Here is a 25,706-nt window from a genome sequence, read left to right as displayed (position 1 = left end):
TGATAAGAATAGAAAAAATAAAGTAGTAGGGGAAATAAAATGAAAAAAACAATTGATCATATCGGCATCGCAGTTCGTGATATAGATAGTACGATTCATTTTTATGAAAAGGTTTTATCAGGAACTTTAATAGATCGATACGTAAGTGAAGCACCCGGTGTTGAAAGCGAAGTAGCTATTCTTGAAGTTGATGGTCATAGAATCGAATTACTTGCTCCGACGAATAATACAACTTCTCCAATAGCACGATTTATAAAGCAAAAAGGGAAAGGTGTTCATCACGTCGCGTATCGTGTAGATGATTTAGATGTAGCTTTAGAAGAATTAAAAGAACAAGGTATTCGCACACTAGAACACACACTTCGAATGAATAAACATGGTAGAAGATTAATTTACCTTAATCCGGCGGATACAGAAGGCACGATCATTGAGTATTGTGATTATCCTGAAGAGAAATAGAGGAAGGATATTTTTAAAAAAGGTGTTACGCAATAATGTAACACCTTTTTATTTATGCATTTCACATTTTCTTCACAAATGATTCACGATAACTTTTCTTCTTAGGGAACTTACATAAATATATTTTATGATATAATTACAATCGACTTTAAAAATATAAGTTATTTCAATTAAAGTAGTTACTATTGTATTGGAAGTTTAAAGGTGGGGAGAAATAAATCATCATATTGTATGAAAATTTATACTTCATCAGGTTAATATTTCGTCAGGAAATCAAACTAGGAAGTATAAAGTAATGAAAGTGTAGCGATGAAGAAGAAAGAAGTGAAATGAGCGTGAAAGTAATGAGAAGATTAGGGGCATGGTTGCTAATCGCATGCGTGTTTATCATATTAATCCCAAAAAGCGCGTCTGCTCATGCGTATGTTGTAAAATCAAACCCTGCTGAAAATGAAACGTTGAAGAAAGCACCAACTGTTGTGAAAATTGAATTTGATGAGGATATACAAGTTTCACACTTTAATACATTGTTTGTAAGAGATACCTCAGGTAAAAGAGTAGATTTAAAAGATGCTCATATTGATAAAAAAAATAAAAAATTATTAGAAGCAGGGTTAAAGGAGAATCTTAAAGACGGTCTCTATTCTATTCAGTGGAAAGCTATTTCAGCTGATGGGCATCCAATTCAAGGAGTTATTCCGTTCCGTATTGGGCCAGCTGCGGCGGGAGGGGAAGATGTACAAGTAGAGGAGATGGGTTACGTTCCACAAATCGATATGATTGTGGAACGCGGGATTCTATATACAAGTTTCTCACTATTTTTAGGAGTTCTATTCTTTAATCTTATTATATATAAAGGGAATGCAACCCTTGTTCGATCAAAGAGTAAAAAAATAATATGGATCTCATTATTTGGTATATTCATTAGTTTACTATTCAATTTACCATTGCAAGCGAAAATAAATGCTGATGTTTCATGGCTAGAAGCATTCGATCCTATATTATTAAAAGAAACATTACAACTATCTGTTTTTGGTTATGTATGGATAACTCAAATGGCTCTTATTAGTATGCTTATGATTATTACTTATTTTGCAGTGAAGCGTGAGAAACTTTCGTCGTTTAAAGTATGGAGCATTCCAATGCTACTGTTTGTTGGGTTACTTGTTATGAAAGCCATTAATAGTCACGCATATGGTTTAAAGTTTAAAGACATTGCTGTCGTGATGGATTTTCTGCATTTATTCGCAGCTTCATTATGGATTGGCGGTCTATCATCGATTATTCTTCTTTTACGTAAAGAGGATGACGAGTGGACTATGTATTGGGATGCAATTAAGCGTTTTTCACCATGGGCAACAGGTGCTGTCATAGTGATTTTATTAACAGGCCTTTTTAACAGTACATTTTTTATTCCCACGATCCATTCCCTATTTGATACGAAGTATGGATTGGCCTTATTAGCGAAGATGCTTTTATTTGTTTTCATGGGGGTATTGGGAATTATTCATTATGTGAGAGGGAAAATGCGAGCACAGCAAGGATTAGGAGTTACGGTGAAAGTAGAGTTTATCATTGGAATTATCATTTTCGTAATCGTAGCTTTTATGACAAACGTACAAACACCGCCGATGCCTCCTACTGGACCTTTTACAGAGAGTAAACAATTAGATAATGGATATGAAATTACTTTACATGTAAGCCCTAATAAGGTAGGACAGAATACATTTCATATTACTTTAAAGGATGAGAACGGACAGCCTGTTACTGAAATGGAACAAATTATATTGACTACTCAATCGTTAGATATGAATATGGGAAAAGGTTCATTTAAGGTTTCGGCCACTTCACCAGGAGAATATGAAGCGGAAGGCATGTATATTAACATGACAGGAAACTGGAATATACATGTTCATGGATTGACAAAATCTCTTGATAGCTTCGATACAGATTATAAATTTATTGTAGGTGGCAGATAAAGGGACGTTACAGATGAAAAGGAGTTAATAGAAAATGAAACGTATAAAAAAATTAGGAACAACAATGATCGCAACAATAATTGCAATGGGAATTTTTTCGTTACCTGTTAGTGCTCACGTAACGGTGCAACCAGCAACTTCGGATGTTAACTCATGGGAGACATACACAATAAAGGTACCAGTTGAAAAGAATATGGCAACAACAAAAGTTACACTGAAAATACCATCTGGAGTCGAGTTTCAACAGTATGAGCCAGTACCAGGATGGAAAGTGGAAGAACAAAAAGATGCAGCTGGAAAAGTTAAAACTGTAATATGGGAAGCAACAGGAGATGGGATTTTACCTGGTCAGTTCCAGCGATTTACTTTCGTCGCTAAAAATCCAGATAAAGAACAAAAAATAGCGTGGGATGCATATCAGCAATATAAAGACGGAGAAATTGTAGAATGGACAGGTGATGAGAAAGCTGAGAAACCACATTCCCTTACTACGATTGCAAAAGGTGCGTCATTGACAGGAGAACATGGTGAAGTGTCTAGTGTAGAAAAGAATGAAGGCACTAGTAATATGCAAGTAATAGCGATTGTTTTATCTATTTTGGCGATTGTATCGTCGGTGGGTACTTGTATTTTTGTAGTACGTCGTAAAAAATAGACAACCAAGTAGGTGTGGAGTGAGGGGAAAACGGGCGATAACGTCAAAAGCTTACCTATCACTATAGTAACGAAGAAAGCCCAATTCTCAATTTTATTGCTGAGGAATTGGGCTCTTTAATAAATTTCCTTAACTTTGTAAATTCGCATTTTCCCGACGCCATCCCGTATAGAAAAAAGGCACTCATATAGGAGTGCCTTTTCTGATGTTTTTTTAGCAGAAGCAAGCAGCTCCAACTATGATTAATAAAATAAATAATACAACTAATAAAGCAAATCCTCCAGAAAAACCACAGCCTCCGCCGCAACTACTACCAAATCCCATAATAGTTCCTCCTTTAATAAGGGGGGACAGATTTTCTTATGCCTTGCACTGTGTACATAAATTTCATCCGTAAGGGTGTCAAGTATCTTCGATATTCATTTACCATACGAAAAGCCCCACAAGCATAGCGCTTAATAAAGAAACAGCCATTCCACTAACAAGAAGCTTCCAAACATTCTTACCGATAATTGATGATTTTTCTTCGCCAAATAATGAATTGTAAGTTCCATAAATCATGCCCACTGTACTAAAGTTAGCAAAAGAGGCTAGAAATGTTGTTGCAACTGCAATAGTATGCGGATGTAAAGAGTTTAGGTGTGATTTTAAATCCATCATTGCAACAAATTCATTCGTTGTTATTTTTATCCCCATTAATTCAGCAACATACATAGCATCACTGCCTGATACACCGAGTAAAAAAGCGAAGGGACTAAAGATAATAGAGAAGATTTTTTGAATTGTTAAACCTGTTACAAAAAAACTTAAAATCCCATTTAAACATGCTGTTAATGCTACATATCCAATTACCATGGCTAAAATAACAATAACCATATTCATCCCAACTAGCATGCTGTTTGAAATGGTAGAAAAGAAATCTTTTTTTTCATTTTTTGAAGGTGAATAAATAATATCTTCTTCTTTAGTGACTTCTATAGGATTTAAAACATTGGCTAAAATTAATGCATTAATACAGTTTAAAGGAATGGCGCTGAAAATATATGTTGCTGGAACCATTGATAGATAAGCACCAAGAATGGAACCGCTGACGCTACTCATACTCATAATTCCAAAAGTCAACAAACGATTTTCTTTTAAAACAGATAATTGATCACGAACAACTGCAAGTGCTTCCGTGTTTCCTAAAAACATCATTTGAATGGAAAAGAAGCTTTCTAACTTTGGTAAACGAGAAATCTTTGAAATGATTGCACCTACTTTATCGATAATCCAAGTTAAAATTCCAAAATAAGAAAGAATATCAAAAAAAGTGATAACAAAAATGATAGGAAGTAATGCGCTAAAGAAGAAGTCAATTGTTTGATTTTCCATAGCTGAAGGAAATGCAAATCGAATACCTTCATTCGCACATGATAGTAGCCAACTGAAAAATGACGCAATTTTATTAATTATGATACTACCCAATTTGGTACCTAACATAAACCATGTAATAAAAAGTTCCAATATTATTAGAATACTGATTGGTCTCCATTTTATTTTTCTTTTATTAGGCGAACATAGGAAAACGAATAATATTACAATGAAAATCCCTAATATATTTAATATGAAATTCATGTCAACAACTCCTTGAGCTTTATTATTTGTATATAAAAAAGCTCTTATTCTTCATACTTTGGCTAATGAACAGAAGTATGAAGAATAGGAGAGGAACGAAAAATTGATGGTTTATAAACATCCCAATACAACGAGAGAAATCATATCAGTATTTGAATTCTTGTATTCTACGGCCTGCCGTATTGGGGAAGTCGTAAAACTGAATCGTGATGATATTAACTTCTCAACGAATTCTGTCATTGTGCATGGGAAAGGTGATAAAGAAAGGGAGGTATACTTTAATACTCGTTGCACTATTTGGTTAAAAAGGCATCTAGATGAAAGCGATGATGAGGGGCCTGGTTTGTTTATTACGGGAAGAAGGCTCAAAAGACGTATAAGTATTGATAACCTAAGATTTATTATCAAACGTATATCAAATTGTACTGGGATTAAATAGAGTATTCATCCTCATCAATTACGTCACATCTATGCTACATATATGATTAACAACGGTGCGCCACTTGAAGTAATAAAAAGCTTACTTGGTCATGAGAAGAATGAAACCACAAGAATATTTGCTCAGCTGAGCGGAAAGTTGAGATACAATTTTTATATTAAATATTTATGAAAGCTACTGAAATTAATTTTTAATCAAAATCGAGGGGTGCATATAAAAAGACGTATCTTTTTGAAGTGGACCATTTTGTTGGAAAATTAAATTCCTATTATTTTGTTGTGGTAAATAAGTAGAATAGGTCGTGAATATACTGTGGAGATGTTAAGGCTTTAATTAGGATAGGAGTGAATAAGCAATTATGATACAAACGATGAGCGTCCTTATTTCTGGTGCGAGCATTGCCGGCCCGGCACTTGCTTACTGGCTTCAACGCCACGGATTCGACGTGACTGTAATAGAACGTGCACCAGCATTGCGCACGGGGGGTTACGGGGTTGATATCCGTGGTGCAGCTATTACGGTGCTTAAGGGGATGGACATACTTGATCAAGTTCGTGCAGCTGACACGAACATGACTGGTGTTTATTTCGTGAACAGCGAGGGTAAGTTCGAAGGTCAAATAAGCGAAGCGAGTATGGGGAACCAGCAGGGTCTGGACATAGAAATCATGCGTGACGATCTTAGTAACATTTTGTACGATTTAACCAAGGATACGGTTGAATACATTTGGGGCGATTCGATTACCGCTATACATGATACTGAAGCTGGTGTAGAAGTTCAATTTATTCATGGAAAGCCACAGAGATTTGACCTGGTCATCGGTGCGGACGGGCTCCATTCTAATGTGCGCACCTTAACTTTTGGCGACGAAGCACAGTTTAAACGTACGCTTGGCTGTTATATCTCAATTTTTAACCTCGAGAATTACCTCAACCTCGACCACCACCAGCTGCTTTATACGATACCAGGCAAAACAGTAGGTATATATAGTGCTCGTGACAATACCGAGGCAAGGGGGATGTTCTTGTTCCAATCAGAGGCATTGAAGTACGACCGCTATGATATAGAATCTCAAAAGAAACTTGTAGAAAATGCCTTCTTAGGTCAGACAGGTTGGGAAACCTCGCATCTACTCAAGACAATGAGAGATGCGACAGACTTTTATTTTGATGAGATATGCCAGATTCACATGCCGACCTGGTCAAAGGGGAGGGTTACATTGGTAGGCGATGCAGCGTATGGCCCATCACCTTTATCGGGTCAAGGCTCTAGCCTGGCGCTTGTCGGGGCTTTCGTATTAGCTGGTGAACTCAAAGCTGCAGATGGTGACTTCGCCCGTGCATTTATTGCCTATGAACAAAAAATGAGAAAGTTTGTTGAGAAAAATCAAAAAATAGGATTAATGGCTGCCGGGAGTATGGTTGAAAAATCAAACTTCAAAATCTTTCTTCGCAACTTAATGTTGCGTATACCAACCATTATGGTTGTACAATTTAAGATGATTTCGAAAATGATAGCGAAAGCTGCTAACGGGATAGAGCTGAAAGATTATTGATATGAATAGTTATAATAAAAAGAGAGATCTCCTTTTTTGTTGGTACTTAAAGTGATGGTGCACAAAATAGACATAAGAAAGAGCCTACAAAAAGTAGGCTCTTTCTTATGTCTATTTATTTCACTTCAACTTGCTGCCCTACAGCAAGTGTTTTCGGTTTTATATTCACAAAACAAATACTCACCACAATAAATAATAGACCGATGAATAAACTAATCGTAATTGCCTCATGTAAGAAAATTGAACTTACAATAATAGCGATAAGAGGGATAAGGAATGTATAAGCTCCAACTTTACTAGCCTCACCAGCTCCAACAAGTGTGAAGTAAGCAAGCCACCCCATTGCAATAACAAAGAATGAGATGAATAGTAGTACACTTACAAATGGTATACTCCAAGCGATGTTAGACCAGCTTTCAAATTCTGAACCAAATCCGATTAAGCAAAGTCCGCCAATAATAAGTTGAAGTGTTACCATCCAAATGGCATTAACGCGGTGTCCAGTTTTCTTAATAAATACTGTGCCGAGTGCCCAGCCGATGGCACAGCCTAAAGCAAGTAGAACACCGATAATAGAAATATGTCCAGTTAAACTACTAGAGCTAATAACCCCTACACCAATAAATCCAAGAATAAGTCCGAAAATTTTCAAGCCATACATTGCCTCTTCAAGCCAAATCCATGAGAAAATGCCGAGTAAGACAGGTTGGAGAAATACGATTGCGGAGAATAGTCCGGCGGGCATGTATTGAAGTCCGACAGTTTGTAATCCGTAAAATAAAATAATATTGAGTAAAGATGAAATAAAGTATAGATGCCAAGTTTCCTTTAAATTTAACTGTTTGTATTTCGGTAATGCGAAAATAAGTAGGATAAATCCTCCTATTAATGTTCTAATCCCTGCAAAGAGTACGGGTGGTGTGTAATGCAAAGCGAATTTTGATAACGGCCAATTAATTCCCCACATAATAACGAGAAAGGTAAGGATTATTGTCGCTTTAGTTCGAGAAAGCTGTGTCACGGTAAGACCTCCTTGTTGTCATTCATTTCACTATGATATGATATCGACTATGATAAATAAAATGAATCTTTTTTATAAGGAGTATAAGTGATTAGTTATGACCATTACACAACTTCAAGTATTAATAAAAACTGTTGAGTTAGGTAGTTTTACGAAGGCAGCCGGGGAGTTAAATATGACACAGCCAGCCGTTAGTCATGCGATTTCAAGTATTGAGTCAGGGTTAGGAGTTACTATTCTAATACGCGATAAACGAAAAGGGTTAATCGTTACGGATGTTGGAAACAGAATTCTTGTACATATTAGAGAGATTTTGAACGGTGTTGAGAAGATTGAACAAGAGGTGGCAATGGAGAAAGGACACGAAGTTGGGACGATTAGAATTGGGAGTTTTCCAAGTGCTTCTGCACATTTCTTACCCAAAATGATAAATCTTTTTAAGGAGAAGTATCCGAACTTAGAAGTCGTTCTTTGTGAAGGGACGATTAAAGAAGTTGAAGAGTGGTTAGTATCAAGGGTTGTTGATATAGGAATTGTTATTTTGCCTAATAAAGATATGGAGATTGTCCCATTAACGAAGGGGAAAATGGTTGTTATCTTAAGAGAGGATCATCCTCTTTGTAAGAAGGACTTTATTACAATTAGTGATTTAGAGAATGAACCGATTATATTATGTAAGGGCGGATACGAACCACCCATTATTGATATGTTTAAACAAGCTAACGTACCACTTCGGGCGGAGTATATAATTTCGACAGTTACTACAGCTTTAAATATGATTCAAGAAGGATTAGGTATTGCAATATTAGCTGAATTATCTTTAACGAATTTACCACAGAATGTACAAACGAGAGAATTGGAACCGCAAGTATGGAGAGAAATTGCTTTAGCTGTTCCTTCATTAAAGGATTCTTCAATCGCTGTGCAGCTATTTATTGAAGAATTTCAAGCGCTATTTACAGAATAAAAAGAAGTGTCTCATATATCATAATGGGACACTTTTTAATTTGCTTATAAAAAATCTATCAAAAGGATTGACTTATCTTTTTGTTGTAACTATAATGATTACATCGAGGTGGTGATCACGATGAAAATTAGTAGCCGCTTTTCTATAGCTGTTCATATTTTATCTATTTTAAAAAACAATCCATCTTCACTTTGCACTTCAGACTATATGGCCGAAAGTGTAAATACAAATCCGGTAGTAATCCGTAAAATTATGTCGTACTTGAAACAGGCTGGATTTGTTTACGTAAATCGCGGACCAGGTGGCGCGGGGTTATTAAAGGATTTACATGAAATCACGTTGTTAGATGTGTATCATGCAGTAAATGTAGTGGAAGAAGACAAACTATTTCATATTCACGAACAACCAAATCCAGATTGTCCAATTGGCGCGAATATTCAAGTGGTGTTAGAAGTTATATTAATTCAAGCACAATCCGCGATGGAAGAAGTTTTGAGAAATATTACGATGGGGCAGTTGTTTGAATCTTTACAAGAGAAAATGAATGCTTAAAATAGTATCTATATTTTTTTATTATTAATGTAACTATTTTGATTACAACTATAAAGGTAAGGTGTAAAAATTATGACTGTAAAAATGAAAGTATACTCAGATTTTATATGTCCATTTTGTTTTTTAGCAAAAGGTCCATTAGATGAAGTAGCAAAAGAAAAAGATGTAGAAATTGAATGGATGCCATTTGAATTACGTCCAAGTCCATATTCAAAAATAGATCCATGGAATGAGCCAGAAAAGTTAGGTTCATGGGATGCTTTCATTCTTCCTACAGCGAAGAAATTAGGAATCGATATGCGCTTGCCACGTGTTTCACCGCATCCATATACACATTTAGCTTTTGAAGGATGTGAATTTGCGAAAGAACGTGGACTTGGAAATGAGTATCATCACCGCGTATTCACCGCATTTTTCCAAGAAGAACAAAACATTGAAGATATTGATGTGTTAACAAAACTAGCGGTAGAAGTAGGGCTTCCAGAAGCTGAATTTAAAGATGCATTAGTAAATCGAAAATATAAAGAAAAACATCAAGAAGCAATTCAGCGTGCATATGATGAAGCGAATATTATGGCGGTACCAACTGTCATGATTGGTGATGAAGTTATTCAAGGGCTTGCTAGTAAAGAAACGCTAGAGAGAGTAATTGATAAAGAAATTGAAAAGAATAAAACAAATTCTTTTGAAGGAATGCAATGTAATACAGATGGATATTGCTAATTCGCTTGTTATGAAATAACAAAATAAATTATAAAACAAATATTTGGAGGAACTAAAATGTCAGCAACTACAACAAACTTAAAAGAAGCAATCGTGAACCGTCGTTCAATTCGTAAAGTAACAAAAAATGATGCAATTACAAAGGAAAGAATTGAAGAAGTATTAAAAACAGCTTTACATGCACCAACTTCTTTCAATATGCAAAGTGGCCGTATGGTTGTATTAATGGATGGAGAACATGAAAAGTTTTGGGATATCGTAAAAGAAACGCTTAGATCACGCGTACCAGCAGAAAACTTTGAAGCGACTGTAGAAAGACTAAAAGGTTTCCATGCAGGTGTAGGTACCGTTTTATTCTTTGAAGATCAAGCAACTGTAGAAAAAATGCAAGAAAATGCACCGTTATATAGAGATCAATTCCCATTCTGGTCTCATCAAGGAAATGCAATGTTACAACATACTGTATGGATGTTATTATCAGCTGAAGGAATTGGCGCATCATTACAACATTACAATCCAATCGTAGATGCTGAAGTGAAAGAAACATGGAACATTCCAGCAGAGTGGAGTTTAGTAGGACAAATGCCATTTGGTGAGCCAAATGAACAACCAGGAGAAAGAACATTCTTACCTACTGAAGATGTAGTGAAATTTTATTAAGAAATTTAATATATACAGAGTTAAATAAATGAAAGGACAGTACATATGGCTAATATGTACTGTCCTTTCGTATGTAATGTTTAAACTCGATTGTGGAAAATGTTACTGCAAGAACAATTTCCTCCATATGAATCGATGTCTTTCCGTACAATCAATAATCTATATGCTTATTTTTTTGAAATGACAGTAAACATCCCTGTCATGTTTGGTGAGTAATCTTTAAAATCAAATTTTTCATAGAATGATTCTTTACCTTGTGATGCAAATAAACCGACAAACGCCTTATCAGGTGCATTTTCATTTAAGTATGCAACTAAACGATGCATGATTTCTTTCCCAATACCATGTTTCTGATAATCTGGATGAACCACTATATCTTGAATATAGAAATAGATAGATCCATCGCCGACAATTCTCCCCATGCCGATAATTTGTTCATTATCTTTGACTGTGATGCAGTGAATAGAATGCTTCAGTGAAGTATCCGCTACTTCAAAATTCATATAATTAGTCCATCCAACAGAATCACACAAATATTTATACTCTTCTAATGTTGGAATGTTATGTTTAAACTCATATGTTTTCAAAATGTAACCTCCAAGTCCTTAAATTCAACAAGTATATAAATTCGACATTTTTTTATCTTTTCCTCTTACGTAACTGCCTTTATCCATTGAGTTTCGTACAGTGTCCTTAATTGTATTTGTGTTAATTTATAAGAGTTTAGGGGAAAAATATAAGAAATAACGTAGTAAGAAGGGAAGTGGAAAAATGAATGATGAGAAAAAATATACAGTAGTAGGTACTGATGTTGAGGAAGTAAAACGTTTAAATAAAGATTCAGGATTAACGTATAATCAAGTGAAGGAATTATTAGCGAAGCAAATGCAAAAAAGAAGTAATTAGATTGAAATCTTTCATTTTTTCATTTAGCATTTTGATTGGAGAGAGTTAAGTAAAAGGTAACTCTCTTTTTTATATAAATGAGCAACTTTTAGAGTGGAGGAAACAACATGAAAAAATGGGTGAAAATAACGTTGTCTATCGCTGGAGGTATGGTCCTAGTGGCATGTGCCGGAGGATATTACGTGTATAAAAATTATTTTCCGAAGGAACCTGAACGTATTGTATATGATAAAGGCAGAGTGTTAAAACCGATACATAATCAGCTTAAAGGGATCGACATAGATAATATAAAGATAAAAGAAAAAGAAGTTGTAAATGCGACTGTGGATGAGCTTCAAAAAATGGTCGATGATGGAAAATTGTCATATGAAGAATTGACGAGTATTTATCTTTTTAGAATACAAGAACACGACCAAAGTGGAATATCATTAAATGCTGTTGCAGAGATTAATCCTGATGCGATGGAAGTAGCACGAAAGCTAGATAAAGAGAGAGCGTTAAATAAGAAATCGAACTTATATGGCATTCCTGTCATTGTAAAAGATAATATACAAACGGAAAAAGTGATGCCGACAAGCGCAGGAACTTATGTATTAAAAGATTGGATTGCAGATGAAGATGCGACGATCGTGAAGAAGTTGAAAGAAGAAGGTGCTTTTGTTTTAGGAAAAGCGAATATGTCTGAATGGGCAAATTATTTATCCTTTACAATGCCAAGTGGGTATAGCGGGAAAAAAGGACAAAATTTAAATCCATACGGTCCGATTACGTTTGATACATCGGGATCAAGTTCTGGATCTGCTACAGTAGTTGCAGCAGATTTTGCACCGCTTGCGATTGGCACAGAAACGACTGGATCAATTGTAGCACCAGCATCTCAGCAATCAGTAGTTGGATTACGTCCATCTTTAGGTATGATTAGTAGAACTGGAATTATTCCGTTAGCTGAAACGCTTGATACTGCAGGGCCTATGGCAAGAACGGTAAAAGACGCGGCAACGTTATTTAATACAATGGTAAGTTATGATGAAAAAGATGCTATGACAGAAAAAATGAAAGATAGAGATAGAATAAATTATACGAATGATTTATCGATAGATGGATTAAAAGGGAAAAAGATAGGGATTCTTTTTTCTGTAGATCAACAAGATGAAAATAGAAAAGCAGTAGCAGAAAAGATTAGAAAAGACATTCAAGATGCAGGTGCGATATTGACTGATGATATTCAGTTAAACAGCGAGGGTGTAGATAATCTGCAAACATTAGAATATGAGTTCAAGCATAATGTTAACGACTATCTTTCGAAGCAAAAAAATGTGCCTGTAAAATCGTTAGAAGAGATTATAGCGTTTAATAAAAAAGATAGTAAAAGACGAATGAAATATGGACAAACATTAATTGAGGGGTCTGAAAAATCTGCTATAACGAAAGATGAGTTTGAAAAAGTAGTTCAAACGAGCCAAGAAAATGCAAGAAAAGAGCTAGATAGGTATTTAGTAGAAAAAGGTTTGGATGCTCTTGTGATGATTAATAACGATGAAGTTCTTCTATCAGCTGTGGCTGGTTATCCAGAATTAGCAGTGCCGGCAGGGTATGATTCTGATGGTCAGCCGGTAGGCGTAGTGTTTGTTGGGAAACAGTTTGGTGAAAAAGAACTTTTTAATATTGGATATGCGTATGAACAGCAATCTAAAAATAGACGATCTCCTAAAATATAGAGTTGAAAAAGTAGCTTTTAGAAAAGTATTAGATAAAAAATCCGACAATAAAAAAGAAAAAAAGGATTCTTCCCAATTAGTAAGAAAGATTGTCTATAGAAGCTCATAAAATGTAATAGTATTACAATGAATAAGTGTGTGTTGCAATATATCCAATTTCCATCCATTGAAGGGGGAGGTTAAATCTTAATGAATGAAGTGAAAAATTTTTTTCGAAGTAGAGGGTTTCAACGGTTTCTCGTTTTAATAATATTAGTGCTTGTATTATATGGATTAAAAAGTATGATCAATTTAATTTTGATTACGTTTATACTGACATTTTTAATGGATCGGTTTCAACGTTTTATTTCAAAGAAGTTGAAAGTAAATAGGAAGGTAGTTATTGCTTGTTTATATATAATATTAGTGACCTTTATTGTCACAACATTGTATAAGTATTTACCGGTACTAACGATACAAATTTCACAATTGATTTATCAATTTAAATTGTTTTTTCAGCATCCACCTGATAATGAGATGATTAGATATGTACTTTCAGCAATTAATGAAATGGAAGTATCAAAATATATTGAACAAGGTGTGGATGTCATTTATCAATCAATAGCAAACATAGGAAAGGTAAGTTTGCAAATACTATTGTCTCTTATTCTAAGCTTATTTTTCTTATTAGAAAAAGAGCGTATTATTTCGTTCACGTCTAAATTTAAAGATAGTAAATTAAAGATTTTTTATGAGGAGATTGCATATTTCGGCGAAAGATTTGCAAGATCGTTTGGAAAGGTGATTGAAGCACAGTTTTTAATTGCGGTGGTCAATTGTGTGCTCACTGTAATCGCACTGGTCATTTTAGGATTTCCACAGCTCCTTGTATTAGCTGTCATGGTCTTTCTACTCGGTTTGATTCCAGTTGCTGGTGTTATTATTTCCCTGTTTCCACTTTGTATCATTGCCTATAACGTCGGTGGAGTTATGTATGTTGTATACATACTAGTATTCATTACAATAATCCATGCTCTTGAAAGTTATTTTTTAAATCCAAAATTTATGTCTGCAAAAACGAATTTGCCTGTCTTTTATACATTTATGATTCTCATCTTTTCAGAGCATTTCCTCGGAATATGGGGGCTTATTATCGGGATACCGATCTTTATCTTTTTATTAGATGTACTTGACGTAAATAATGATAAATCGATTAAAAGTAATAAGTGATAGAAATAACCGATGTTGTCTTTTGGAGAAAACATCGGTTATTTCTTATTTTTTCTTTGGAGGAGGTAGTTTTATAAATTTATTTGCAATTAAAGCTATAATAACAGCAGTAAAAATAAACACCGCGATTATGCCGACCCCCATACCTGCCCATCCTCCTATAAGGAAGATACTGATTGGTATTGCTAATAAGCTTAAAATGATAAGAATCAATCCGAGATTCTTATCATATTTTTTGGCTGGAAATAATGTTCGGATGATTAAAAAGAGAAAAAGTATTAATGCGGATACAGCTAGTAAGAGGATGACAATTGTCCAAGAATCATTCATAAAATCACTCCTTTCTATCCCGCATTAACGGGCAGTAAAACTCCCACCTCAAAATTCGGGTGGAGCAAAGAAGTTAGGTGGGAGATAAACTGTCCGTAAACGCCCGATTGGTGAGGGCTGATTAAAGTTTCACTTTATTATAGATAATATTACCGTTTAAATTGAGGGGGAACTGTAAAAATATAAAAAAGCAATCCAATATAAATTGGATTGCTTTTTTGATTAAAATATATGATTAAAGAACAGGAGCCATTGTTTCTTTCAATACTTGAACAGAGTGATCGAATTTTAATTCTTCTTCTTCACTTAATTCAACTTCTAAAATTTCACGAACGCCTCCGCGGTTTAAGACAGCAGGTACGCCAATATAAACATCTTGTTGGCCGTATTGACCTTCAAGGTATGCTGATACAGTTAATACGCTGTTTTCATTGTTTAAGATTGCTTTCGTAACACGCAGCAGTGACATGCCGATGCCGTAGTATGTAGCACCTTTTCGTTCAATAATGTGGTAAGCTGCATCACGCACGTTTATGAAAATATCATCTAAATCTTTTTGGTTATATGTGTTGTCTTTTTCAAGAAGCGTTTCTAGTTTTTGAATGCCAATTGATACATGGCTCCAAACAGGAAGTTCTGTATCACCGTGCTCTCCGATAATATAAGCGTGAATGTTATGAGGCCCAATATCGAAGTACTCACCTAACATATAACGGAAACGAGCTGAGTCAAGAGTTGTACCAGAACCAATTACGCGTTCTTTTGGCAATCCAGACTCTTTCCAAGTTACGTAAGTTAAAATATCTACAGGGTTAGTTGCGATTAAGAAGATGCCATCAAATCCGCTATCCATAATGCTACGAACAATTTGCTTGAAAATTTTAGCGTTTTTCTCAACTAAGTCTAAGCGTGTTTCACCTGGTTTTTGTGGTAACCCAGCAGTAATTACAACAAGATCTGCGTCTTTACAATCTTCATAACTACCTTTCCAAACCTTTGTTGGAGCTGGTGCGAAAGGAACCGCATGGCTTAAATCCATTGCTTCTCCTTCAGCTTTGGCTTCATTTACATCCACTAAAACAAATTCTTCAGCTACAGCTTGGTTAATCATGCAGTAAGCATAACTACACCCAACTGCTCCTGTTCCTACTAATACAACACGGTTAATACCTTTTTTCATTTCAAAATTCCTCGCAATTTCATTAATTTTATTATGTAAGATAATACGTCTTACTTCTAAAGTTTCATATCTATTTTATTACATTTTATAAAAGATATTCAAGTAATTGAAAATGTATCCGCTCAATTGCTTGAATGAAACATAGGAATCCTGTTAAAAGAATATAATTCAGTAAAATCCTTCATAAAAGGGGAATTGGCATGGGGAATCCATTATCGATGGAAGAAATGCTTCAAATTATTCATGAAGGGCTTGCCAAAACAAATAACCCCAAACGGATTACAATTGCCGGTGCAGGGATGTCTGGATTAGTTGCAGCATCTTTATTAAAAGAGTCTGGACACGAGGTAACGATTATAGAAGCGAATAACAGAATAGGTGGCAGGGTGTATACGATTCGTGAACCATTTAGCGCAGGGTTATATTTTAACGCAGGCCCTATGCGTATTCCGGATACTCATGATTTAACTTTAGCCTACATTCGTAAATTTAAACTACCGTTAAACCTTTTTATTAATAAAACTTCTTCAGATATAATTTATACGAATAACAAAAGAACGAGATTGGATGTGTTTGAAAAGGACCCAAGTGTACTTGGATATCCAGTTTTAGATAAAGAAAGGGGGAAAACGGCAGAAGGATTAATGTTAGAGGTATTGGAACCGATACTTAATTATATTAAGAAAGATCCTAATAAAAACTGGATTATTGTTGAAAAAAAGTATAAAACATATTCGCTCGGTTCGTTTTTAACCGAGTATTATTCAGATGGGGCAATAGATATGATCGGAGTACTTCTTGATATGGAAGCATACATGGGAATGTCTTTAATTGAAGTATTACGCGAAATGATCTTTTTCACTTCAACGACGAAATATTATGAGATAACAGGCGGGATGGACGTATTACCAAATTCATTTTTACCAGAGCTAAAGGATAATATTTTTATGCCGTATAAAGTAGAAAAAATTATACAGGAAGATAATAAAGTAATGATGCAAGTAACACATGAACAAACGTTAAATTCATGTATAGTAACTGGTGACATCGCTATTGTCACAATTCCATTTTCAGCTTTGCGATTTGTAGAAGTCCAGCCGTATCATTTATTCTCTTATTATAAAAGACGGGCAATTCGTGAATTGAATTATATTGCTTCAACTAAAATTGCGATAGAGTTTAAAAGTAGATTTTGGGAAAGAGCAGGACAATATGGTGGTAAGTCAATTACAGATTTACCTATCCGCTTTACATATTATCCGAGCTATGGCATTCAGTCACCAGGGGCATCTATCGTTATAGTAAGCTATACGTGGGCAGATGAGGCATTAACATGGGATAGTCTCCCGAATAGAGGACGTATTCGTTATGCGTTGAAAAATTTAGCGCAAATTTATGGGAATGTGGTTTATAGTGAGTATGTTGCGGGAAAATCTTTTAGTTGGAGTCAAAATCCGTATTCTTGCGGAGCATTTACAGCTTTTGAACCAGGGCAAGAGCTTGAATTGTTTCCATATATTACGCCGCCAGCGGGTAGAGTGCACTTTGCAGGAGAACATACGACATTAACACATGGATGGATGCAGGGAGCAATCGAGTCTGGAATTAGAGTTGCTCATGAAGTGAATGGAAAATGAAACGATAATCTAGCAGTTTTGTTTACAAATAAGTATTCTTTTAATAAAATGATAAGTATAAATCGTAATAATTACGCTTTGAAGAAATTTGAAGTAGAGAAATGGATGGTCGGTCAAATGAGTAAAGTAGAAATTCATATATTAGGTGGTTTTTTAGGTAGCGGAAAATCAACATTGCTGCAAAATTTATTATTAGCAGAAAAGAAGAAAAATCGAAAAGTTGCAGTTTTGATGAATGAAATCGGTGAATACTCGGTAGATACAGATATTATTGGAAAAGAGAATGTGTTAAAGGAACTTCTGAAAGGATGTATTTGTTGTACGTTAAAAGAAGAGCTTGAAATACAATTGCATTCACTATATCAACAAGAAAGACCGGATGTAATTTATATAGAAACAACAGGCGTCGCACATCCAATTGAAGTGTTAGATGCATGTGTATCACCAATTTTAGCTCCTTTCCTTGAAGTGAAATCTATAGTAGTCGTATTAGATGCAGTAAGATGGTTAAACCGAAGTATATTAAGTGCAAATGTACAACAGCTATTACATGAGCAAATGAAATATGGAAGTCATATTCTCATTAATAAATCAGATTTATTAACAGAGGAAGATAAAAGTAAAGTATTCGAAGATGTAAAAGCAATAAATAATCATGCGAAGTTGTATGAAACAAAGTATTGTAATATATCTTTAAAGGATATAGAAGAAGCTGAATTTATGAGTGATGGAGAACACGAGACACTTCATGTTAAACAGCATTTACATATACAAACAATGACGTATCAATTTACGAAATCAATTGATCAAGACAAATTATATGAATGGCTTTCGAATTTACCAGATAGTATTTATCGAGTGAAAGGTTTTGTGAAATTCCATGGAGATAAATACCCTCATCTATTCCAATATTCGTTTGGCGTACCAACTTTACTGGAGCAGGATTTTGGTTTCCCGACAAACTTGGTAGTAATAGGGGAAGGATTAGATAAGAAGCAATTGGTTGAGGGGTTAGAGAAAGTAGAACTTAATTCTAATTAAGATTAAAGGACTAACTTCAAAATAAGTTAGTCCTTTTTTGTATGTAGAAAAACGCTTGCGGATTTTGTCTAATGAAAATAATTGAAAAATTCATAAATATATTTATAATCAAATCTAAGAGGTGATTCAGGTGTCAGAAAAAATAATAATGGATGTAAAAAACCTAACAACAAAAGGGTTAGAAACGAGAGAGAAATTATTGTGTGCTGCAGAAGAGGTATTTGGTAATAAAGGATATTACGAAGCTTCTATCGTGAATATTACACAAGAAGCAACGGTAGCGCACGGAACTTTCTATAATTACTTTCCATCTAAAAAAGATATATTTGATGAATTGATTCGCAGATTGAACCGTGAGTTACGCTTAATTATTAAAGAAGAAATGAAGGGGATATCAAGTTATGAAGAGGCACAAAGAAGAGGTTTTCAGGCCTTTTTTCGATGGGTGAAAGATCGTCCTAATCTATATAACATTGTACAACAGGCGGTAGTTGTTGATGATAATTTATATAGATGGTATTATGCAAAGCTCGCAAATGGATTTTTAAAAAGTTTATCGGCTGGCATGGAAGCGGGAGAATTTAAACAACTTGATAAAGAAACAATTGCGTATTGTCTTATGTCAATTGGTCAATTTTTAGGAATGCGATGGGGCTATTGGGAAGAGAAAGATGTTCCGGAAGATGTATTTGAAGCAGCGATGTCATTAATATTTGAAGGATTGAGAAAGAGATAAGGGAGTGGGGAAAATATGCAAGGCATTGCTTATTGGATTGAAAAACGGGCCTATTTACATCCAGATCGCATTGCCATTATTACAGAAGAGGAGGAAATGACATATAAACAGTTACATGAGTATGTAAGTAAAGTAGCAGCATATTTAATTTACGACTTAAATGTGCAAAAAGGAGAGAGGATAGCTATTTTATCACAAAATAGCTTGGAATATATTGTACTTTTATTTGCTATAGCAAAGGTAGAATGTATTGCTGTTCCACTGAATATACGGTTAACAGAAAATGAACTTATATTTCAGTTAAAAGATAGTGGAGCTACAGTTTTATTTGTAGAGGAAACATTTCAAAATATGGCACTGTTAATGCAGAATGTAACATATGTACAAAGAGTTATTTCGATTAAAAGTTTAAAAGAAATAGAAGATAGAAAAATTGACAACTTTGAAGAGATAAATGAAAGCGCATCCTTTATTATATGTTATACCTCGGGGACAACAGGACAACCGAAAGGAGCTGTACTTACACAAGAGAATATGTTTTGGAATGCGCTTAATAATACATTTGCGATTGACCTAACTGTTCATGACCGCTCCATTGTGTTATTGCCTTTATTTCATATTGGTGGGATTGGTTTATTCGCATTTCCAACTTTATTTGCAGGTGGAATAATCATTGTTCCGAGAAAATTTGAGCCAACCATAGCTCTTTCTATGATAGAAAAATATAAAGTGACTGTTGTAATGGGAGTACCTACAATTCACCAAGCATTAATTAATTGCGCAAAGTTTGAAACTACAAATTTACAATCAGTTCGCTGGTTTTATAACGGTGGTGCACCATGTCCAGAAGAGTTGATGAGAGAATTTATAGATAGAGGATTTTTATTTGGTCAAGGCTTTGGTATGACTGAAACATCACCAACCGTATTTATGCTTTCAGAAGAAGATGCAAGACGTAAAGTAGGCTCAATTGGAAAACCTGTTCTGTTTTGTGATTATGTACTTATTGATGAAAACAAAAATAAAGTTGAGATTGGTGAAGTTGGAGAGTTACTAATAAGAGGACCAAATGTAATGAAAGGGTATTGGAATCGGCCAGATGCAACAGAAGAAACGATTCAAGATGGTTGGTTATATACGGGAGATTTAGCTAAAGTTGATGAAGATGGTTTTGTATACATTGTCGGTAGAAAAAAAGAAATGATAATTTCCGGTGGTGAAAATATTTATCCCCTTGAAGTAGAGCAAGTTATTAATAAACTATCAGAAGTATGTGAGGTAGCAGTAATTGGTACACAACATGTAAAGTGGGGAGAGATTCCAATCGCCTTTATTGTGAAAAAGAGTTGCAGTGTATTAACTGAAAAGGAAGTCATTGATCATTGTCGTTTATTTCTAGCCAAATATAAAGTTCCAAAAGAAATTGTGTTTCTAGAGGAATTGCCTAAAAATGCAACTGGTAAAATTCAAAAAGCACAGTTAGCAAATCAACTGAAAAGTAGGTGAAGGGATGATTATGTATAGTTCCGGTCAACAGGCATCATGTAGTAAAACAATAACAGAAACGGATTTTGTATTGTTTGCGGGTTTGAGCGGGGATTTTAATCCAATTCATATTGATCATGAGTATGCAAAACAAACTAGATTTAATCAAAGAATCGCACATGGTTTATTAACGTCTAGTTTATTATCACAATTGTTAGGTGTTCATTTACCAGGAAAGGGTTCCGTTTATATGGAACAAACTATTAAATTTACAGCGCCAGTTTTTATAGGAGATACGATTACAGCTACGGCAACAGTACAAGAATTTATGATAGAAAAGAGAGTTTTGAAATTGTTAACTGAGTGTCATAACCAAAAAGGAGATTTAGTGTTAACGGGTGTAGCGACTATGATGGTGCCAAAAAAAGGAGGAATTGTCTAATGAGAATTGGGATTGAAGCAACTGGTGTTTTCTTCCCAAAAGACGTAGAGACGGCCGCAGATTTATCTAAAAAAACAGGTATTCCTGAGAATATTATTATAGAAAAGTTTGGGTTATATGAAAAACATGTCGCAGACGAAACGATGCATGCATCAGATTTAGCTATTGCTGCTGCAAAGTCAATATTATTACAAGTAGATCCTCAATCTATTGATGTAGTCATTTATTTTGGCAGTCCACATAAAGATTACCACGTATGGTCTAGTGCCCCAAAAATTCAGCATGAACTTGGATTGAAAAATGCTTATGCTTTTGAAATTATGAATGTTAGTTCTTGCTTTCCAATCGCTCTCAAAGTTGCAAAGGATATGCTCTACTCTGATAAATCAATTGAAAATATATTATTAGTAGGTGGATGTAAAGAATCTCAAATTGTAGATTATGATAATCCACGCTCACGTTTTATGTTTAATTTTGCTGATGGCGGAAGTGCAGCTTTAGTAAAAAAGGGAGCTAGCAACGGTGAAATATTAGGCAGTGCGATTATAACGGATGGTTCATTTCATGACGATGTTCGTATTCCAGCTGGTGGATCGAAGCAGGTTGCGAGCTATGATACAGTTGAGAATCGACAACATTATATTGATGTAATAGATCCTATTAGTATGAAAGAACGTTTAGATCCCATTTCAACCCCTAATTTTGATAAGGTTATTCGGGAGGCGTTAAGAAAAAGTGGATTTACTCCTAAAGATATTAAAGTATTGTTACCACTGCATACAAAACGCTCTATGCTAATAGAATTGTTACAGGGGCTGGGCTTAGTAGAAGAGCAAGTTGTATATTTAGATCATTATGGACATATGTCAGCGCTTGACCCATGTATAGGTCTTCATTTTGCAAATGAGCAAGGGAAATTACAGCCTGGAGATATTGCAGTAGTGGTTAGTGCAGGTACTGGGTATACTTGGGCAGCTACTGTGATTAGATGGTAGTAAGCATGGATTTTATCAAAAAAATTATATGTTGTTTTTTCATTGTTATTGTGAGTCTAGGGATGTTTGCTTCTGTAGGAAGTGCCTCTGCTGTAAAATATGTGAAATCATGGGGGAGTGAGCTAGATACTTCTAAGTTACTAAGGACACCAGTGGCGATGGCAAGGGATGCAAAAGGATTTTTGTATGTTGTTGATATGGGGAATAATAGGATTTTGAAAATAGATAAGAATGGAGAAGTTGTTGATGCTATAGGAACTTTAGGTGAAGGTCCGGGACAGTTTAATATGCCATTTGGTATTGCTGTTGATAAAGAAGGTAATATTTTAGTTGCGGATACAGCGAATTATCGTATTCAAAAATTTAATGAGGAGTTTCAATTTATTAAAAGTTGGGGCACAAAAGGTAAAGGAAGTGAGCAGTTCTCGTTTCCTAGGGAAATTGCAGTAGATAGCGATAACAATTACTATATTACGGATGAATACAATCATCGTATTCAAAAATATAGCCCGGATGGGCAGTATATTCAAACAATAGGGAGTTATGGAAAGGCGAATGGAGAAATGGCTTTACCACAAGGAATTGCGATAAATAAACAAGACGAGGTCTATATTGCAGACACATATAACAATCGTATTCAAGTGTTTGATAAAAAAGGGGAGTTTCAGCGAGTAATCGGAACAGGAATTGCAGGTTTAGGCCCATATCAATTCTACCATCCAAGAGGAATAAATTTTGACTCAACATCTGGATCGCTATATGTAGCAGATACATATAACAATCGGATAATGAAATTTACAAATAAAGATCAATTTTTATATACAGTAGGTAACTTTTTTCAGTTTGTTTATCCTAATCAAGTTTTTCCGGATGGTAAAGGGAATATCTATATAACAGATACGGGAAATAATCGTGTACTTTTATATAATGAGGTAGGCCTAACAGCGGTAATGAAGAAAACCATAGGTAATGAAAGGAATGGAAATACACAATATGCAGGACCTTATGATGTCGAAAGAGACACGAATGGAAATGTTTTTGTATCTGATTCTTTTAATCATCGAATTTTGAAATATGATATATCTGGGAAGATTGTTGCTAAGTGGGGAAGTTTATGTGGTACTGGTGGGCCACTTGGGTTCGGAAGTCTTCCAGGACAGTTTTTTGTTCCAAGACAGATTGCAACGGATCGTTACAATAATGTGTATGTATCTGATTCTGTAAATCATCGTATCCAAAAATTCACCAATTCAGGGATAGCGCTTGCTTCATATGGTTCATTTGGAGTATTACCAGGTTTTTTTCAATTTCCATCTGGAATAGCTATTGATAGTAAAGGAAACATATTTATAGCTGATTCAGAAAATCATCGTATTCAAAAATTTAATCCATTCTTTGTATATATGAAAGAATGGGGGAGAAAAGGAAGTAGAGAGGGAGAGTTTTTTCAACCTATGCAATTAGCAATTGATTCAAAAGATAATGTTTATGTTGTTGATCGGATTAATAATAGGGTTCAAAAATTTGATAATGAGGGTAATTTTCTTACAAAATGGGGTACAAATCATGGAGCTGGAAACTTAGATCCACTAGAAAATTGGAGAGAGGGTCCAGGAGATCTTTTTTTGCCAATAGGAATTGAAATCGATATAAATAATACGGTATATGTCACAGATACTTCTAATAATCGTGTGAATATTTACAATGAAAATGGGGATTTTTTAGAGTCTTTTGGAAGTTTTAATGGTATGTCAGGGCAGTTTTTCTCACCACAAGGAATAGATGTGGATAGTCAAGGGAATATCATTATTACAGATGGTTTACTCCAAAGAATTCAATTTTTTAAGAAAGCTAATTAATATTGGAGACTCAAAATGCTTGTTAGAAAGGATAGAAGTTTAATAGTTTGGGAATGCGGTATAGGTAGGAATAAAATATTTATATGAAATTGTAAAGGTGTTTAATGGAAATCGGAGAAGATACATGTATACTAACAATCTCGTTTATATTATTCAAAGGAAAAGTCATAATTACGGATGGGTAACTTTGGCGTGTTTGACTCTATCAGAAAGTAAAGTATGGGGAGGATCACAATGTCGATGAAAAAACGTAAATGGCTAAAAATGGTGGCTGCTGGTTGTGTTTTAGGTTCGTTATTAATAACGGCAGCTTGTTCAGGAAAGAAAACAAGTACAGAGGATGAAAAGACGATTAAGGTAGGGGTTCTTGCTTCATTAACAGGTCCATTAGAATCATATGGAAAACAAACAGTGAACGGATTTGAATTAGGGTTAGACTATGCAACTGGTGGAACTGGGAAAGTGGAAGGGAAGAAGATTAAGTTTGTTGTAGAAGATACGGAAACGAAAGCTGATGTAGCGGTTAAAAAAGCTACGAAGTTATTAGAAGAAGAGAAAGTCGATTTTTTAGTCGGATCGTCTAGTTCAAGTGATACATTAGCGGTTTTACCACTTGCAGAGGAATATGAAAAAATAATGGTTGTAGAACCAGCAGTAGCTGATAGTATTACCGGGAAGAACTGGAATAAATATATTTTTAGAACAGGTAGAAATTCATCTCAAGATGCAGTCGCTGGTGCTGCGGCAATTGCTAAAAAAGATGTAAAAATAGCAACGTTAGCACAAGATAATGCTTACGGCCGTGAGGGAATTGCGGCATTTAAAGCTGGAGCGAAGAAATTAGGTGCGAATATTGTAAACGAGCAATATGCTGATACAAATTCGACTGACTTCACTGCAAATATTCAAAATATTATTAGCTCAAAACCAGATTATTTATTTATCGTTTGGGCAGGTGCGAATTCACCTTGGAAACAGTTAAAAGATATGAATGTGGAAGCGCAGGGTATTAAAATTTCTACCGGTGCACCAGATATACCGGCATTAAAAACGATGGATGCGTTAGTAGGAATGCAAGGTTTTTCTGTTTATTATCACACACTTCCGAAAAATAAGGTGAATGATTGGTTAGTTGAAGAACATAAAAAAAGATTTAATGGTGCGGTGCCAGATTTATTTACAGCAGGAGGAATGTCAGCGGCAATTTCAATTGTAGAAGCTTTAAAGAAAACAAAAGGTGATACAGATGTAGATACATTGATTAAGAAAATGGAAGGAATGGAATTTGATACACCGAAAGGAAAGATGAAATTTAGAGAGAAGGATCATCAAGCGATGCAGACACTTTATTCTATCACATTGAAAAAGCAAGATGGTGTTGATTATCCGGTGCCAGTATTAGAGCGAGAATTAACGATGAAAGAGACAGAACCCCAAGTTCAAAATAAATAGACTGAATTTTCTGTTGTTTTTGTATAAAGAGGGAGTACACCCTCTTTATACGTATTTCTTTCATACTTAAAGCTTTAAAGGGAGGGATT

The 25,706-nt window shown here is 34.9% G+C and carries 25 protein-coding genes and 1 pseudogene; 20 read left to right on the top strand and 6 right to left on the bottom strand.

Translation table 11 applies throughout. The features are described from left to right. The first annotated feature begins 39 nt into the window (after window positions 1-39). The 3 genes from Q3V31_RS01905 to Q3V31_RS01895 all read left to right on the top strand — a co-directional run bounded on the left by Q3V31_RS01905 (window position 40) and on the right by Q3V31_RS01895 (window position 3,093). Window positions 40-459: a VOC family protein gene (locus tag Q3V31_RS01905; RefSeq protein WP_329761872.1), complete on the top strand. Its 420-nt coding sequence runs from the start codon at window positions 40-42 to the stop codon at window positions 457-459. Between the two features lie 329 nt (window positions 460-788). Continuing rightward, window positions 789-2,438, top strand: a complete 1,650-nt coding sequence (locus Q3V31_RS01900) for a copper resistance CopC/CopD family protein (RefSeq protein ID WP_329761871.1) — start codon at window positions 789-791, stop codon at window positions 2,436-2,438. A 34-nt stretch (window positions 2,439-2,472) separates the two neighbouring features. Continuing rightward, a complete protein-coding gene (locus Q3V31_RS01895; protein ID WP_000821393.1) occupies window positions 2,473-3,093 on the top strand; it encodes a YcnI family copper-binding membrane protein in 621 nt (206 codons plus the stop codon). 213 nt (window positions 3,094-3,306) lie between these two features. Here Q3V31_RS01895 and Q3V31_RS01890 read toward each other — a convergent pair whose 3' ends face one another. Then, entirely contained in the window at window positions 3,307-3,417 is a 111-nt protein-coding gene (locus Q3V31_RS01890) for a YjcZ family sporulation protein (RefSeq protein WP_090813147.1), read from the bottom strand. A gap of 99 nt (window positions 3,418-3,516) precedes the next feature. Beyond that, window positions 3,517-4,710: a NupC/NupG family nucleoside CNT transporter gene (locus Q3V31_RS01885; protein ID WP_001009374.1), complete on the bottom strand. Its 1,194-nt coding sequence runs from the start codon at window positions 4,708-4,710 to the stop codon at window positions 3,517-3,519. Window positions 4,711-4,855: 145 nt separating this feature from the next. Here Q3V31_RS01885 and Q3V31_RS01880 point away from each other — a divergent pair. Next, window positions 4,856-5,320 (top strand): annotated as a pseudogene (locus Q3V31_RS01880) (tyrosine-type recombinase/integrase); the annotation flags it as partial. Between the two features lie 187 nt (window positions 5,321-5,507). Further along, window positions 5,508-6,704, top strand: a complete 1,197-nt coding sequence (locus Q3V31_RS01875) for an FAD-dependent monooxygenase (RefSeq protein WP_090813150.1) — start codon at window positions 5,508-5,510, stop codon at window positions 6,702-6,704. Window positions 6,705-6,819: 115 nt separating this feature from the next. On the opposite strand, the gene Q3V31_RS01870 is transcribed toward Q3V31_RS01875, so the two are convergent. Then, a complete protein-coding gene (locus tag Q3V31_RS01870; protein ID WP_016129156.1) occupies window positions 6,820-7,725 on the bottom strand; it encodes a DMT family transporter in 906 nt (301 codons plus the stop codon). A 97-nt stretch (window positions 7,726-7,822) separates the two neighbouring features. Here Q3V31_RS01870 and Q3V31_RS01865 point away from each other — a divergent pair, with 97 nt between their 5' ends. The 4 genes from Q3V31_RS01865 (at window position 7,823) to Q3V31_RS01850 (ending at window position 10,627) form a co-directional block, all read left to right on the top strand. Beyond that, window positions 7,823-8,692, top strand: a complete 870-nt coding sequence (locus Q3V31_RS01865; protein WP_329761868.1) for a LysR family transcriptional regulator — start codon at window positions 7,823-7,825, stop codon at window positions 8,690-8,692. A gap of 120 nt (window positions 8,693-8,812) precedes the next feature. Continuing rightward, the gene (locus Q3V31_RS01860; RefSeq protein ID WP_071733862.1) at window positions 8,813-9,244 is read left to right on the top strand and encodes an Rrf2 family transcriptional regulator; all 432 of its coding nucleotides are present in this window, start codon (window positions 8,813-8,815) and stop codon (window positions 9,242-9,244) included. A gap of 72 nt (window positions 9,245-9,316) precedes the next feature. Then, window positions 9,317-9,967 carry a DsbA family oxidoreductase gene (locus tag Q3V31_RS01855; protein ID WP_071733864.1) on the top strand — a complete coding sequence of 217 codons (651 nt, stop codon included), beginning with the start codon at window positions 9,317-9,319 and terminating at the stop codon, window positions 9,965-9,967. Between the two features lie 57 nt (window positions 9,968-10,024). Further along, window positions 10,025-10,627, top strand: coding sequence for a nitroreductase family protein (locus Q3V31_RS01850; protein WP_329761867.1), 603 nt, complete (start codon window positions 10,025-10,027; stop codon window positions 10,625-10,627). A gap of 167 nt (window positions 10,628-10,794) precedes the next feature. Here Q3V31_RS01850 and Q3V31_RS01845 read toward each other — a convergent pair whose 3' ends face one another. Continuing rightward, window positions 10,795-11,214: a GNAT family N-acetyltransferase gene (locus Q3V31_RS01845; RefSeq protein WP_000860619.1), complete on the bottom strand. Its 420-nt coding sequence runs from the start codon at window positions 11,212-11,214 to the stop codon at window positions 10,795-10,797. 184 nt (window positions 11,215-11,398) lie between these two features. Here Q3V31_RS01845 and Q3V31_RS01840 point away from each other — a divergent pair, with 184 nt between their 5' ends. The 3 genes from Q3V31_RS01840 to Q3V31_RS01830 all read left to right on the top strand — a co-directional run bounded on the left by Q3V31_RS01840 (window position 11,399) and on the right by Q3V31_RS01830 (window position 14,460). Next, complete coding sequence (locus tag Q3V31_RS01840; RefSeq protein WP_000997340.1) at window positions 11,399-11,533, top strand: hypothetical protein; 135 nt, start codon at window positions 11,399-11,401, stop codon at window positions 11,531-11,533. 107 nt (window positions 11,534-11,640) lie between these two features. After that, the gene (locus tag Q3V31_RS01835; RefSeq protein ID WP_071733866.1) at window positions 11,641-13,251 is read left to right on the top strand and encodes an amidase family protein; all 1,611 of its coding nucleotides are present in this window, start codon (window positions 11,641-11,643) and stop codon (window positions 13,249-13,251) included. Between the two features lie 189 nt (window positions 13,252-13,440). Beyond that, window positions 13,441-14,460, top strand: a complete 1,020-nt coding sequence (locus tag Q3V31_RS01830) for an AI-2E family transporter (RefSeq protein WP_001006580.1) — start codon at window positions 13,441-13,443, stop codon at window positions 14,458-14,460. Window positions 14,461-14,505: 45 nt separating this feature from the next. On the opposite strand, the gene Q3V31_RS01825 is transcribed toward Q3V31_RS01830, so the two are convergent. Together Q3V31_RS01825 and Q3V31_RS01820 are read right to left on the bottom strand one after the other, a co-directional pair. Beyond that, on the bottom strand, window positions 14,506-14,790 hold the full coding sequence (locus Q3V31_RS01825; RefSeq protein WP_001000120.1) for a YesK family protein: 285 nt from the start codon (window positions 14,788-14,790) through the stop codon (window positions 14,506-14,508). A 235-nt stretch (window positions 14,791-15,025) separates the two neighbouring features. Continuing rightward, window positions 15,026-15,970 (bottom strand): L-lactate dehydrogenase, encoded by a 945-nt coding sequence (locus Q3V31_RS01820; RefSeq protein WP_000715316.1) that lies wholly within the window; start codon window positions 15,968-15,970, stop codon window positions 15,026-15,028. A gap of 200 nt (window positions 15,971-16,170) precedes the next feature. Here Q3V31_RS01820 and Q3V31_RS01815 point away from each other — a divergent pair, with 200 nt between their 5' ends. The 8 genes from Q3V31_RS01815 (at window position 16,171) to Q3V31_RS01780 (ending at window position 25,617) form a co-directional block, all read left to right on the top strand. Then, window positions 16,171-17,607, top strand: a complete 1,437-nt coding sequence (locus Q3V31_RS01815) for a flavin monoamine oxidase family protein (RefSeq protein WP_329761866.1) — start codon at window positions 16,171-16,173, stop codon at window positions 17,605-17,607. A gap of 117 nt (window positions 17,608-17,724) precedes the next feature. After that, window positions 17,725-18,648 carry a CobW family GTP-binding protein gene (locus Q3V31_RS01810; protein ID WP_033656729.1) on the top strand — a complete coding sequence of 308 codons (924 nt, stop codon included), beginning with the start codon at window positions 17,725-17,727 and terminating at the stop codon, window positions 18,646-18,648. Window positions 18,649-18,778: 130 nt separating this feature from the next. Then, the gene (locus Q3V31_RS01805; RefSeq protein WP_001290796.1) at window positions 18,779-19,384 is read left to right on the top strand and encodes a TetR/AcrR family transcriptional regulator; all 606 of its coding nucleotides are present in this window, start codon (window positions 18,779-18,781) and stop codon (window positions 19,382-19,384) included. Between the two features lie 15 nt (window positions 19,385-19,399). Continuing rightward, window positions 19,400-20,890: an o-succinylbenzoate--CoA ligase gene (locus Q3V31_RS01800; RefSeq protein ID WP_001161505.1), complete on the top strand. Its 1,491-nt coding sequence runs from the start codon at window positions 19,400-19,402 to the stop codon at window positions 20,888-20,890. Window positions 20,891-20,894: 4 nt separating this feature from the next. Further along, a complete protein-coding gene (locus Q3V31_RS01795; RefSeq protein WP_000606188.1) occupies window positions 20,895-21,311 on the top strand; it encodes a MaoC family dehydratase in 417 nt (138 codons plus the stop codon). Then, entirely contained in the window at window positions 21,311-22,306 is a 996-nt protein-coding gene (locus Q3V31_RS01790) for a 3-oxoacyl-ACP synthase (protein ID WP_329761864.1), read from the top strand. The genes Q3V31_RS01795 and Q3V31_RS01790 overlap by 1 nt, the downstream gene beginning before the upstream one ends. 62 nt (window positions 22,307-22,368) lie before the next feature. Next, window positions 22,369-24,165, top strand: a complete 1,797-nt coding sequence (locus Q3V31_RS01785; protein ID WP_329763056.1) for a 6-bladed beta-propeller — start codon at window positions 22,369-22,371, stop codon at window positions 24,163-24,165. A gap of 234 nt (window positions 24,166-24,399) precedes the next feature. Continuing rightward, complete coding sequence (locus Q3V31_RS01780) at window positions 24,400-25,617, top strand: substrate-binding domain-containing protein (RefSeq protein ID WP_000061988.1); 1,218 nt, start codon at window positions 24,400-24,402, stop codon at window positions 25,615-25,617. Window positions 25,618-25,706 lie beyond the last annotated feature (89 nt).

The organism is Bacillus nitratireducens (assembly GCF_036320425.1).
Taxonomy (GTDB): Bacteria; Bacillota; Bacilli; order Bacillales; family Bacillaceae_G; genus Bacillus_A; species Bacillus_A nitratireducens.
The sequence above is the reverse complement of the archived record's forward strand: the minus strand, read 5'-3'. Positions and strand labels throughout refer to the sequence as shown.

What these genes read in the sequence shown, in the direction of transcription:
- Q3V31_RS01905 (WP_329761872.1), top strand. Translation starts at nt 40, where the DNA reads ATGAAAAAAACAATTGATCATATCGGCATCGCAGTTCGTGATATAGAT.
- Q3V31_RS01900 (WP_329761871.1), top strand. Translation starts at nt 789, where the DNA reads ATGAGCGTGAAAGTAATGAGAAGATTAGGGGCATGGTTGCTAATCGCA.
- Q3V31_RS01895 (WP_000821393.1), top strand. Translation starts at nt 2,473, where the DNA reads ATGAAACGTATAAAAAAATTAGGAACAACAATGATCGCAACAATAATT.
- Q3V31_RS01890 (WP_090813147.1), bottom strand. Translation starts at nt 3,417, where the DNA reads ATGGGATTTGGTAGTAGTTGCGGCGGAGGCTGTGGTTTTTCTGGAGGA.
- Q3V31_RS01885 (WP_001009374.1), bottom strand. Translation starts at nt 4,710, where the DNA reads ATGAATTTCATATTAAATATATTAGGGATTTTCATTGTAATATTATTC.
- Q3V31_RS01875 (WP_090813150.1), top strand. Translation starts at nt 5,508, where the DNA reads ATGATACAAACGATGAGCGTCCTTATTTCTGGTGCGAGCATTGCCGGC.
- Q3V31_RS01865 (WP_329761868.1), top strand. Translation starts at nt 7,823, where the DNA reads ATGACCATTACACAACTTCAAGTATTAATAAAAACTGTTGAGTTAGGT.
- Q3V31_RS01860 (WP_071733862.1), top strand. Translation starts at nt 8,813, where the DNA reads ATGAAAATTAGTAGCCGCTTTTCTATAGCTGTTCATATTTTATCTATT.
- Q3V31_RS01855 (WP_071733864.1), top strand. Translation starts at nt 9,317, where the DNA reads ATGACTGTAAAAATGAAAGTATACTCAGATTTTATATGTCCATTTTGT.
- Q3V31_RS01850 (WP_329761867.1), top strand. Translation starts at nt 10,025, where the DNA reads ATGTCAGCAACTACAACAAACTTAAAAGAAGCAATCGTGAACCGTCGT.
- Q3V31_RS01840 (WP_000997340.1), top strand. Translation starts at nt 11,399, where the DNA reads ATGAATGATGAGAAAAAATATACAGTAGTAGGTACTGATGTTGAGGAA.
- Q3V31_RS01835 (WP_071733866.1), top strand. Translation starts at nt 11,641, where the DNA reads ATGAAAAAATGGGTGAAAATAACGTTGTCTATCGCTGGAGGTATGGTC.
- Q3V31_RS01830 (WP_001006580.1), top strand. Translation starts at nt 13,441, where the DNA reads ATGAATGAAGTGAAAAATTTTTTTCGAAGTAGAGGGTTTCAACGGTTT.
- Q3V31_RS01825 (WP_001000120.1), bottom strand. Translation starts at nt 14,790, where the DNA reads ATGAATGATTCTTGGACAATTGTCATCCTCTTACTAGCTGTATCCGCA.
- Q3V31_RS01820 (WP_000715316.1), bottom strand. Translation starts at nt 15,970, where the DNA reads ATGAAAAAAGGTATTAACCGTGTTGTATTAGTAGGAACAGGAGCAGTT.
- Q3V31_RS01815 (WP_329761866.1), top strand. Translation starts at nt 16,171, where the DNA reads ATGGGGAATCCATTATCGATGGAAGAAATGCTTCAAATTATTCATGAA.
- Q3V31_RS01810 (WP_033656729.1), top strand. Translation starts at nt 17,725, where the DNA reads ATGAGTAAAGTAGAAATTCATATATTAGGTGGTTTTTTAGGTAGCGGA.
- Q3V31_RS01800 (WP_001161505.1), top strand. Translation starts at nt 19,400, where the DNA reads ATGCAAGGCATTGCTTATTGGATTGAAAAACGGGCCTATTTACATCCA.
- Q3V31_RS01795 (WP_000606188.1), top strand. Translation starts at nt 20,895, where the DNA reads ATGATTATGTATAGTTCCGGTCAACAGGCATCATGTAGTAAAACAATA.
- Q3V31_RS01790 (WP_329761864.1), top strand. Translation starts at nt 21,311, where the DNA reads ATGAGAATTGGGATTGAAGCAACTGGTGTTTTCTTCCCAAAAGACGTA.
- Q3V31_RS01785 (WP_329763056.1), top strand. Translation starts at nt 22,369, where the DNA reads ATGTTTGCTTCTGTAGGAAGTGCCTCTGCTGTAAAATATGTGAAATCA.
- Q3V31_RS01780 (WP_000061988.1), top strand. Translation starts at nt 24,400, where the DNA reads ATGTCGATGAAAAAACGTAAATGGCTAAAAATGGTGGCTGCTGGTTGT.